We start from the raw sequence: 3,036 nt of genomic DNA, 5'->3' as shown, positions 1-3,036 counted from the left end.
TAGAGGCCAGTGAACTGCCGGACGACATCTACGATGTGGGTGCAGACGAAGTGCTATCGAAAAAAATTCGCTGCAGTTCTTCTGGAGAACTGTATAGCATTCAGAAAAAAGAATTCGATTTTTACCGGCGTCACTCTATTCCCATTCCCCGCAAGCACTGGAAACTGCGACTTAAGGAGCTCGCCCAAAAAAGAGAGATAATGAAAACTGTTTAACATTACACCTAAGTTTTTAAGGAGATACAGATGAAACAGAAATTCGTATACGACCTTCCCATGAGAGTTTTTCATTGGCTATTCGCTTTGCTTTTTGTTGCAGCTTTCGCGATTGGAAAGACTGTGGATGACGATTCTCTTGTATTTTCATATCACATGCTCGGTGGAATTGTTCTTTGCTTCTTAGTGGTTCTCCGAGTTCTCTGGGGCATATTCGGAACTAAGTACTCTCGATTTTCAGGCTTCGCGCTTCAACCCAATGAACTGGCGCTCTATCTAAAGGGAGTTGTAGCAGGAGAGAAACGCAAGTGGCTTGGCCATAATCCGGCATCAAGCTGGGCAGCAATAGCGATGATGGCATTTGCCTTGGGGCTCGGAATAACCGGCTACCTAATGACGACTGGACAGTGCAGCGAGGATTTAGAAGAGGTACATGAACTCTTAGCCAACGGGTTTTTTATTATTGTGCTCTTTCACCTCGCTGGCGTCGCTATACATACTTTACGTCATAAGGACGCTATATGGAAGAGCATGTTCACTGGCTGGAAGTCGGATATACCGGAAGAGAGCACTCCCGTGCGCTCTCATTCAGTAATTGGCATACTATTCTTGTTAACAACGCTATGGTTTTCCACTTACCTGGCTCAAAACTTTGATAGCAGCACTGCGAGTCTTAGCATATTTGGTTCGAAATTTCACCTTGGTGAAGCCGAAGAGAACGAGAACAAGAGCAAACGTGGCGAGAACGTTCGCGAAAATACATGAAGAGTTGAATAACGGATGGCTAACAGTTAAAATATACAAAGGGCTTCCGGCTCCCCAGTGGAAAAGGATGTCAAATGATTTTTGACATGACGTACGCGCCAATTGTAGCAGCAGGGAAAGGCTTAGGAGTTTTTTATGATAGTTACGAGATGTGTTAGGGGTGGGGTTTTATTGAGTACACTGCTGGTTCTTGCGTTGTCGTTTGCTTGTAGTGCCTCAGCACAAAGTAGTCAGGCAATTAATGGTCCACTTAAGGTTAGTCTGGTCAATCCGCGCTATTTTACTAACAACTCGGGGAAGGCCGTATATCTTACCGGTTCGAATTCCTGGGGCAATTTTCAAGATATGGGCTTTACTGACCCACCTGCCGCTTTTGATTATAATGCCTATTTGAATTTTCTAACGAAATACAATCATAACTTTATTCGTTTATGGATGTTTGAGAATACAAGGAGTGATAAGGCGGTTAGCCCGCCTTATTCTCGCTATCACCAGCCTATGATTTATTCACGCACTGGCCCAGGGAGTGCCAACGATGGAAAACTAAAATTTAATGTGCACCAATTTAATCAATCCTACTTCGATCGCTTGCGCCAAAAAGTGATAGCTGCTCGCGATAGGGGGATTTATGTGGGCATAATGTTGTTCGAAGGATTTAGTGTGTGGAATAGGGGTGGCAATGCCTGGTACTATCACCCCTACAATCCAGCAAATAATGCTAGCGGTATTGATGGAGATACCAATAACAATAATGACGGCGAAGAGGTGCACTCCTTGCTCGTCCCGCAAACCCTGTCGCTCCAGGAGGCTTATGTTCGCAAAGTAATCGATACGGTAAACGATTTAGATAATGTCCTTTATGAAATTTCAAACGAGGATAACGCTAGCGCAAGTGATTGGCAAAACTATCTAATTAACTTCATAAAGAACTACGAAAAAAGTAAGCCCAAACAGCACCCAGTTGGAAAAACCTCCTTTTGGGATTTTGCTACTAATCCCTTGTTGTATAATAGCCCGGGTGATTGGGTATCTCCCACTGCGCATCCTTGCAGTCGCGCACAGAATTGCGGGACCGCGGATACCGATTATGCAAAAAATCCACCAGCAGCTACGGGAAAGAAAGTTGAGCTTTTGGACACCGACCATATTGGTCGTGGCATGTATGAAAAGGATGGGGATTTTGCAAGAGCTTGGGTTTGGAAGAGCCTTTTGCGCGGTTATAATCCGATATACTTAGAGGTTCTTCCGAATAGTCAGATCAGCAAAGAGGATTATACGGCATCCTGGGGCGATACGCCTTTTGTACCGGCGCGCTATGCCATGGGTTATACGCTAACATATGCAAATAAGATGAACTTAATCGCAATGACTCCGCAAAATAGCTTAAGCTCTACCGCCTATTGCTTGGCCAACGTGGGAAATGAGTATTTAGTTTACCAGCCAGATTACACTTTGACGACAAACTCAAGCTTCACTGTGAGTTTATCTGCGGGCACGTACATTTTCGAATGGTTTAATCCCATCACTGGCAAAGTTGCTTCGACGGGAACAATCACAGCAAGTGGTGGCAATAAGTCTTTTACCGCTCCTTTCCCTCGCGATGCTGTGCTTTACATTAAGAAATCTGGAGATACCACTGCGCCGAATGCACCAAGCAATTTGCGCGTGTTGCCGTAAGCTAAAATATGGTTCCAGGTTCTTCTTTGAACCAGGTTTTCCTTGACTTAGTGGTTGCTCGATTGCTAATTACAATTAATAAAATGCATTTTATTAATTGTAGAGCGCCCGCTAGGTGGCTAATATTAAAGAACAAAATAGGAGATTAGTAGACGCCCTTAGGACGCGGATGGGCGAGAAAGCGCCGTTAATCCAAGTGGTAGTTGGGCCGCGACAGGTTGGAAAAACCACTGCTTTGAAAGCCGTATTGAGAGAAGCAGGCATTTATCATAGCGCCGATTACCCCACGCCTTTAAGTAGTGAGGTGCTATTAGATTGGTGGCAGGAGGCGGAAAATGACGCTTCGCGTTTGCTCGCGGTGGATGAAATTCAAAAAGTT

General features: G+C 44.7%; 4 protein-coding genes. All 4 read left to right on the top strand.

The features are described 5' to 3' along the window. The coding region (locus IT291_09395) for a hypothetical protein (GenBank protein ID MCC6221439.1) at positions 1-215 on the top strand (215 nt) is incomplete at its 5' end. 30 nt (positions 216-245) lie between these two features. Then, entirely contained in the window at positions 246-980 is a 735-nt protein-coding gene (locus IT291_09390; GenBank protein MCC6221438.1) for a cytochrome b/b6 domain-containing protein, read from the top strand. Positions 981-1,115: 135 nt separating this feature from the next. Then, on the top strand, positions 1,116-2,657 hold the full coding sequence (locus IT291_09385; GenBank protein MCC6221437.1) for a hypothetical protein: 1,542 nt from the start codon (positions 1,116-1,118) through the stop codon (positions 2,655-2,657). Positions 2,658-2,772: 115 nt separating this feature from the next. After that, the coding region (locus tag IT291_09380; GenBank protein ID MCC6221436.1) for an AAA family ATPase at positions 2,773-3,036 on the top strand (264 nt) is incomplete at its 3' end.

It is taken from the genome of Deltaproteobacteria bacterium, from assembly GCA_020845775.1.
In the GTDB taxonomy this organism is placed as follows: domain Bacteria; phylum Bdellovibrionota_C; class UBA2361; order SZUA-149; family JADLFC01; genus JADLFC01.
Note: the sequence above shows the minus strand (reverse complement) of the source record. Positions and strands in the feature narration are given on the sequence as shown.

Coding starts and splice junctions, on each gene's coding strand:
- IT291_09390 (MCC6221438.1), top strand. CDS start 246: ATGAAACAGAAATTCGTATACGACCTTCCCATGAGAGTTTTTCATTGG.
- IT291_09385 (MCC6221437.1), top strand. CDS start 1,116: ATGATAGTTACGAGATGTGTTAGGGGTGGGGTTTTATTGAGTACACTG.